This is a genomic window from Streptomyces sp. NPDC037410 (assembly GCF_055602235.1).
Window position 1 is genome coordinate 179,021 of the sequence record NZ_JBVJWR010000016.1, and the last position, 7,457, is coordinate 186,477.

The following is a 7,457-nucleotide window of genomic DNA, read 5'->3' on the forward strand; positions in this document are numbered from 1 at the left end:
ATCCCTCCACAATCGGGCGAGGAGTGTTAGGTCAACCTCCCCCCCCCCCCCCCCTTCTCCTTCCCCCCGGGGGGGGGCCCCCCCCCCCCCCCCCCCCCCCCCCCGCCCCCGCCTTCGTTCGGAGGTCAGCGGCCGTCGTGCTCGACCCGGCGGTTCCGGACCTCCCAGCCGCCGGCGACCGGGACCAGTTCGTCCTCGCAGACGGCGCTCAGGTGCAGCGCGGTCGGGCCGCCCGGCGGAGTCACCAGGACCTGTGCGTACGAGCGGGCGCGGACCGCTCCGCCGGCCGCCTGGTCCACGGTGAGCATGGCGAAGACGTGCCGGCGCTGCCGCGGATCCGCAGCGAGCCGCGCCCGGCCGGCGCGCACGGCGGCGGCGATGGCCGTACGGCCGCGGACCGGCTCCGCGCCGGAATTCTGGCCGAAGACACCGTCCTCGGTGAACGTGGCGGCCCACTCCTCCGCGCGCCCCTCGTCGAGGTGCCGCATCTGCTCGGCGTAGAACCGCTGCACGGAGACGTACACGTCGTGGCCGACGGGCCCGGCGGCGCGCAGCCCTCCGGCGTAGGCCGCCGCGTGGCCGAGGGTGGCCCTGCTGTTACGGCCGAGGGCCTCGCGGACGAACTCCCGGGCGCGGGCGACGTCGGCGTCCGGGCCGAGGACGTCCCGGACCGCGTCGGGGGCGATCCGCACGGTGTGCCGGGAGGTGACCAGGCAGCCTTCACCGTCCTCCTCGAAGATCCACTCACCGGTGTGGGCGTCCATGAGCGCGGGGGTGTGGATCTGCTTGTAGACGATCCGCTCGGCCGGGAAGCAGATCCGCACGGACCGGGTGGTGTGGGTGGAGCCGTCGGCGGTGCGGGTGTCCATCTCCAGAACCTGCTCGCCGGGGACCTCCTCGGTGAGCGAGACCCGGGCGACGTGCGGCAGCCGTTCGGTCCACCGGTCGGCGGCGCGGATGAACTCGTAGGCGTCCTCGGCCGATCCATCGATCCGCACGGTGTCGTCGAAGGTGAGGACGAGGCCGTCGGAGGCCGTCTCGGCGCCCGCACGCAGCGCCTGCAGCTCGGATCCGGTGTTGGTGTCGATGGCGCGGCGGATCCAGGCCACGTTCTCGGGGTCGTCGCCGACCGCGGTGAAGGTGTGGGTGAAGCGCACCCTGGTGCGCCGCTCCCCCAGCGGTTCGAGATGCCAGGTGCCGCCCATGCCCGCCACCGGCGCCTGCGACCGTACCTGACGGAACGTCACCGTCAGGGCGGTGCGGTCGAGCTCGCGGCGGGACTCCCAGTTCTTGACGGCTCCTTCGGCGGTCGCCCAGATCCGCAGACGCTCCACGCCGTCCTTCCCTCCGCCGCCCTCCAGGACCTCGACGTGCAGGTTGGGCGGGAAGTGGACGGGCCAGCGGGCGGCGTCGGCGACCAGGTCGTAGACCACCTCGGCGGGGGCGTCCACCTCGATCTCGTGGACGGTCTCGTGCACGGTGGGGGCGGCGGCCGTGTGCGGGCTGTCGTCGGACATGACTCTCCTCAGTAGTTGCCGAGGCCGCCGCAGACGTTGATCGCCTGCGCGGTGACGGGGGCAGCCGCGTCGGTCAGCAGGTAGCCGACCATCCCCGCCACCTCGTCGGGCGTGGTGTAGCGGCCGAGTGGGATCTTCGCCCGGAAGCGGTCGAGGACGTCGTCCTCGGTGGTCGCCCAGGCGGCGGCGTACCCCTGGCGGACCCGGACCGCCATCGGCGTCTCGACGTATCCGGGGCAGACCGCGTTGACGGTGATCCCGGTCCTGGCCAGTTCCAGGCCGAGCGCCTTGGTGAAGCCGACGACGCCGTGTTTGGAGGCGGAGTAGGGGGCGCCGAGGACGACGCCCTGCTTGCCGCCGGTGGAGGCGATGTTGACGATCCGGCCCCAGCCGCCGTCCCGCATCCCGCCGGTGGTGAGCACGGCCCGGGTGAACCGGAAGACGCTGTCGAGGTTGGTGGCCATGACGTCGTCCCACAGCTCGTCGGTGAGTGTGTGGGTCTCGCCGCCGCCGCTGCGGCCGGCGTTGTTGACCAGGATGCCGACCGGTCCGTAGCGCGCCACGGCCGCGCCGACCAGCCGCTCGATCGAGGCGCTGTCGCGCACGTCGCAGCCGGCGCCGTCGGCCTCGCACCCCTCGGCACGCAGCTCCTTGACGGTGAGCGCGACGCGGTCGGCGTCCCGGGCGCAGAGGAAGACGCGGTGGCCGTCGGCGGCCAGCTGCCGGGCGACGGAGAGACCGATCCCGCTGGTGGCACCGGTGACGACGGCGGTCCTGCCGGTACGTTCGGTCATGACGTGATCAGCCCTTTCGCGTGCAGAACTCGGTGACGGACTCGATGACGTAATCGATCATCTCGGTGGTGAGCGCCGGGTGGACGCCGATCCAGAAGGTGTTCTCGGTGACGGTGTCGCAGTTGGTCAGCTCGCCGACGATCCGGTGGTCCACGCCTTCGTAGGCGGGGTGGCGGGTGATGTTGCCGCCGAAGAGCCGCCGGGTGCCGATCCGGCGCGACTCCAGGAAGTCGACGAGGCCGCGGCGGGTGAAGCCGGCCTCGGGCAGCACCGTGAGGGCGAAACCGAACCAGCTCGGGTCGCTGCCCGGGGTGGCCCGGGGCAGCAGCAGTCCGGGCACGTCGGCCAGGCCGTCGTGGAGCCGCTGCCAGTTGCGCCGGCGGGCCGCGCCGAAGTCGTCGATGTGGCGCATCTGGCTGAGCGCCAGGGCCCCTTGGAGGTCGGTCGCCTTCAGGTTGTAGCCCAGGTGGGAGAAGACGTACTTGTGGTCGTAGCCGGCCGGCAGGCTCCCGAACTGGTAGTCGAACCGCTTGAGGCAGGTGTTGTCGGTGCCCGGTTCGCACCAGCAGTCCCGGCCCCAGTCCCGCATCGACTCGACGATCCTGGCGAGTTCGAGGCTGGAGGTGAGGACGCAGCCGCCCTCGCCGGCGGTGATGTGGTGGGCGGGGTAGAAGCTGACCGTCGACAGGTCGCCGAAGGTGCCGGTGAGCCGGCCCTGGTAGGTGGAGCCGACCGCGTCGCAGTTGTCCTCGACGAGGAAGATGCCGTGCCGGGCGGCGAGTTCGGCGACCTCGGCGACGGGGAACGGGTTGCCCAGCGCGTGGGCGATCATGATGAGCCGGGTGCGTGGGGTGATCGCCGCCTCGATCTGTTCGAGCGAGGCGTTGTACGTGCCCAGCTCGATGTCGACGAAGACCGGCTTCAGCCCGTTCTGGACGATCGGGTTGATGGTGGTGGGGAAGCCCGCCGCGACGGTGACGGCCTCGTCGCCGGGGCGCAGCCGCACGTCCTTCAGTCTGGGCGAGGTCAGCGCCGAGACCGCCAGCAGGTTCGCCGACGAGCCGGAGTTGACCATATGGGCCTTGCGGCGCCGGAAGTAGCGCGCGAACGCGCTCTCGAACTTCCTGGTGCGCACGCCGGCGGCGATGCGCAGCTCCAGCGCCGCCTCGACGAGTGCGATCCGGTCCTCCTCGTCGAGGACCGCACTGGCGGACAGGATCGGGGTGACCCCGGCTTCGAAGGCGCGGCTCTCCTGTTCCTTGTGGAACGTGCGTGCCAGGTTCAGGACTTGCGCCTTGGTATCCGACATCTCTGGCATCTCCGCCTCAGGCGTGGTGGGCGACATGGGTGTCGCGGAACACCGGTCCGGCGTCGGCTCGGTGTTCGGCGACCAGCCGCTCGATGATGGGGACGATCTCGTTCGGGCTGGGCACGGCGCGCAGCTCCTCCTGGAGCCGGCGGGCGCCCTCGGCGTACGCCGGCTCCAGGAGGAGCCGGCCGACCTGGGTGCGGACCGCTTCCGGGAGCAGCTCGGCGCTGGGCAGACAGATGCCCGCGCCGATCTCCTCAAGGCCGCGGCCCATGACCTCGGTGTCCCAGCCGAAGGCGAGGATCAGCTGCGGGACGGCGTGCAGTTCCGCGGTCGCCTTCGTGCCGACCCCGCCGTGGTGCACGACGGCGGCGCAGGTGGGCAGCAGGTCGTTGAGCGGGACGAAGTCGACGAGCCGGACGTTGTCCGGGAGGTCCGCCGCCGCCGCCATGGTCTCCTCGTCGACGGTGGCGACGATCTCGGCGTCGAGCTCGGCGAGGCCGCCGAGGAGCTTGAGCATGTCGACGCCGGTGTCGGCGGCGGAGGAGCCGAGCGTCACGCAGACGCGGGGGCGCTCCGGCGCGGTGCGCAGCCAGTCGGGGACGACGGCGGGGCCGTTGTAGGCGACGTGCCGGACCTGGACGGTGGGCAGGCCGAGGTCGAGCTGGGTGCTGGGCGGGGTGGTGTTCACCGTCCACTCCCCGGTGACCATGGACTCGGTGTAGCCGTGCGGGGAGCCGATCCGTGCGAGGGTCCGCTCCAGCCACTCGGCGGTGGGATCCTCACGGTGCTCGGGCTCCTGCTCGGCGGCGAGGCGCAGGAACTCCTGGCGGGCGCGGACGCTGACGTCCGGGCCGGAGACGAGTCGGCAGTGGGCGGCCCCGGTGGCGCGGGCGGCGAGGGCGCCGGCGAGGGTGAAGGTCTCCCAGACGACGAGGTCGGGCCGCCAGGAGCGGGCGAAGGCGACCAGCGAGTCGACCATCACGTCGTTGTTGAGGGCGCCGTACAGGGTCGGCACCATCACGTTCTCCAGGGCGAGGAGCTGCTCCCAGGTCCAGGGGCGGTCGCCGCGGGCGGCGAAGTCGAAGCCCTGGACGTGCGCGGACGCCTCGTCGTGGAGGGCGCCGAGCAGGCCCGTCTCCTCGACCGGTCCGAGTGACCATTCGACCGGGACGGCGGTGAGGCCGGTGCCGGTGACGACGTCGGTCAGCTCGGGCTGACTTGCGACCCGGACCTCGTGGCCGGCGGTGCGCAGGGCCCAGGCGAGCGGCACCAGGGGGTGGTAGTGGGTGGGGTGGGCCAGGGACGTGAACAGGACCTTCATCGGGTCTCCTCCTCGCCGAGCAGCGCGGGCAGCCGGACCAGGCGGCGGGTGACGGGGGCCCTGCGCGCGCGGACCGGCGCGCCGTCGGGCTCGATGCGGGGGAAGCGGGCGGCGAGCTGCCGGAGCGCCTCCTCGGCGACGGCGTAGGCGGCCGGGAGCAGCAGCCTGGCGTAGGGGGCGGGTGCCATGCCGCCGGGGCCGGGGCCGGGGCCGGGCACGAGCGTGACCTGGTCGCCGGCCTCGACGCGGACGCCGGCCGTCTCCAACGGGGCGAGGGCGGTCAGCGGGTGGAGGTGCCAGGGGCCGTGCGCGGGCGTGGCGGCGCGGACGGCCGCGGCGGCGTGTCCCGGGTCGGTGCGCAGCCGGGACCATGCGCCGGGCCGGTCGAGGAGGCGCAGCAGCGTCTCGCCGAGCAGGTCGAGGGCGGCCCGGGTGCCGGCGACGGCGAGGACGAGTCCGGCCTCGGCGTGTTCCGTCGGGGCGAGGAGTCCGCGCAGTGTGCGGATTCCGGCGCCTGCCCGCTCGGTGGCGGCAAGGCTCTGCGGGCAGACCAGGGCGTCCACGGCGGGCGCGGTGTCCGCGACGGCGGCGGCGAACCGCGCGCGCTGGTCCCCGGCCACGCCGAGCAGGGCGGCGCAGCCGATGACGGCGAGCGGGGCCGCGGCGGCGGTGATGAGGTCGACCGGTCCGGGGGCGAGGCCGCCGACCGTCCCGGCGGTCAGCCGCCGGAGCGTCGGGGCGGCGGAGCGGACGGCGCTCCGGCCGCCCCGGTCGGCGAGCTCGCGGGCCATGCCGCGCCGCTGCCGGTCCGGCGCGGGCAGCCAGGGTTCGGCCTGGGGGACGGCCGGGGCGACCACGAGGCCGGGGTGGCCGAGCAGCCCGGGCAGGGCCGCCGGGCCGGCGACCCAGGGGCCGAGCCTGCTGCGCCACAGCGGTCCGCGTTCCCCCAGGGCCGCGTGGAGCGGTGCGGTGTCCTCGGCGAAGCCGCGCACCAGGCCGGCGTACGGGTCTCCGTCGCCGGGGACGAACGGTTCGCCGTTCACCGAGTAGAGCCACTGTGCCGCGTGTACGAGCTGTAGTTCGCGCCCCAGCGCACTGGTCGCCGCTGTCACCGAGCCACCTCCGTCGTCCGATTACCCGGCAACGTACGGGGCGGGATTAGAAGAACGCTCGAAGCCGTTTTCCGGGCTTCCGGGCCTTGTGCGGGTCCACCGTTCCTCAAGTGGCGCTTGATCGTCCGGCTCTACGGTGGGGTCCCCGTTGGACTCCCGCGAGGTGATGAGGATCGCTATGCCAGAGCACCGTCAGCAACGGCCGCTCAGAATGGGCGTGCTCGGGACCGCGAACATCGCGATCCGCCGGATCATGCCCGTTCTCGCAGCGCACGATCTGGTCGACCTCGTCGCGGTGGCCAGCCGGGACGAGGCCAGGGCCGCGCAGGTCGGGGCCGTCTTCGGCTGCGAGGGGGTCGGCGGGTACGAGGCACTGCTCGAGCGCGAGGACCTGGACGCCGTCTACATCCCGCTGCCGCCCGGCATGCACCACGAGTGGGCGATGCGGGCGCTGCGGTCGGGGAAGCACGTCCTGGTCGAGAAGCCGATGTCGGACGCGTACGAGAAGACCCTGGAGCTGCTGACGGAGGCGTCGCGGCTCGGCCTCGTGCTGGCCGAGAACTTCATCTTCCTGCACCATTCGCAGCACGCCGCGGTGCGGGCGATGCTGGACGAGTCCGTGGGCGGGCTGCGCCAGTTCTCGGGGACGTTCGCGGTGCCTCCGCTGGCGCCCGACTCCTTCCGCTACCGCCCTGAGTTGGGCGGCGGGGCGCTGCTGGACGTGGGGGTGTACCCGCTGCGGGCGGCCCAGTTGCACCTGACCGGGGAGCTGGAGGTGCTCGGCGCGTTCCTGCGGGTCGACGAGGCGACGGGGGTGGACGTGGCGGGCAGTGCGCTGCTCTGCGACGAGCGCGGGGTGACGGCGCAGCTGGACTTCGGCTTCGAGCACTCGTACCGGTCGATGTACACGCTCTGGGGCGACCGGGGGCGGCTGAGCGTGCGGCGGGCGTTCACGCCGCCGGAGCAGCTGCGGCCGCTGGTGCGGATCGAGCAGCAGGACGTGGTGACGGAGCGGGCGCTGCCGGAGGACGACCAGGTCTTCAACGCCATGGACGCGTTCGTGCGGGCGGCGCTGGGCGAGGCCCGGCCGGCCGGTGAGGAGACGGCGACGCTGCGGCAGGCACTGCTCGTGGAGCGGGTGCGCCAGGTCGCCCGGACGGTCGGCGTGCCGACGTCCGCGCCCCGGCTGCCGGCCGGGAGGTCCGGGGCACGCTGAGAACCGCGGACCGGCGAGTGTGACGGCCTGCCGGCCCCTTCCCCGGGGGGGGGGGGGGGGGGGGGGGGGGGGGGGGGGGGGGGGGGAGGGCGGGGGGGGGGGGGGGGGGGGGGAGGGGGGGGAGGGGGGGGGGGGGGGGGGGAGGGTGGCAGTCTTCGCCGAGGCAGCACGCCGGTACGGCAGGT

Annotated in this window: 6 protein-coding genes; 1 reads left to right on the forward strand and 5 read right to left on the reverse strand. The window is 73.8% G+C overall.

Annotated features, from left to right (window positions below; all coding sequences use genetic code 11):
- Positions 1–125: 125 nt before the first annotated feature.
- The 5 genes from ACZ7HT_RS25850 to ACZ7HT_RS25870 are packed head-to-tail and all read right to left on the reverse strand — an operon-like array spanning position 126 to position 6,056.
- The gene (locus tag ACZ7HT_RS25850) at positions 126–1,517 is read right to left on the reverse strand and encodes a nuclear transport factor 2 family protein (protein ID WP_471170277.1); all 1,392 of its coding nucleotides are present in this window, start codon (positions 1,515–1,517) and stop codon (positions 126–128) included.
- Between the two features lie 8 nt (positions 1,518–1,525).
- A complete protein-coding gene (locus ACZ7HT_RS25855) occupies positions 1,526–2,311 on the reverse strand; it encodes an SDR family NAD(P)-dependent oxidoreductase (protein ID WP_471170280.1) in 786 nt (261 codons plus the stop codon).
- Between the two features lie 7 nt (positions 2,312–2,318).
- Positions 2,319–3,620, reverse strand: coding sequence for a lipopolysaccharide biosynthesis protein RfbH (gene rfbH, locus ACZ7HT_RS25860; RefSeq protein ID WP_471170283.1), 1,302 nt, complete (start codon positions 3,618–3,620; stop codon positions 2,319–2,321).
- A 16-nt stretch (positions 3,621–3,636) separates the two neighbouring features.
- A complete protein-coding gene (locus ACZ7HT_RS25865) occupies positions 3,637–4,944 on the reverse strand; it encodes an activator-dependent family glycosyltransferase (RefSeq protein WP_471170286.1) in 1,308 nt (435 codons plus the stop codon).
- The gene (locus tag ACZ7HT_RS25870; protein ID WP_471170289.1) at positions 4,941–6,056 is read right to left on the reverse strand and encodes a cytochrome P450 family protein; all 1,116 of its coding nucleotides are present in this window, start codon (positions 6,054–6,056) and stop codon (positions 4,941–4,943) included. Before ACZ7HT_RS25870 ends, ACZ7HT_RS25865 begins: the two co-directional genes overlap by 4 nt.
- A gap of 211 nt (positions 6,057–6,267) precedes the next feature.
- On the opposite strand from ACZ7HT_RS25870, the gene ACZ7HT_RS25875 reads away from it, so the two are divergent.
- Positions 6,268–7,272: a Gfo/Idh/MocA family protein gene (locus tag ACZ7HT_RS25875; RefSeq protein WP_471170370.1), complete on the forward strand. Its 1,005-nt coding sequence runs from the start codon at positions 6,268–6,270 to the stop codon at positions 7,270–7,272.
- Positions 7,273–7,457 lie beyond the last annotated feature (185 nt).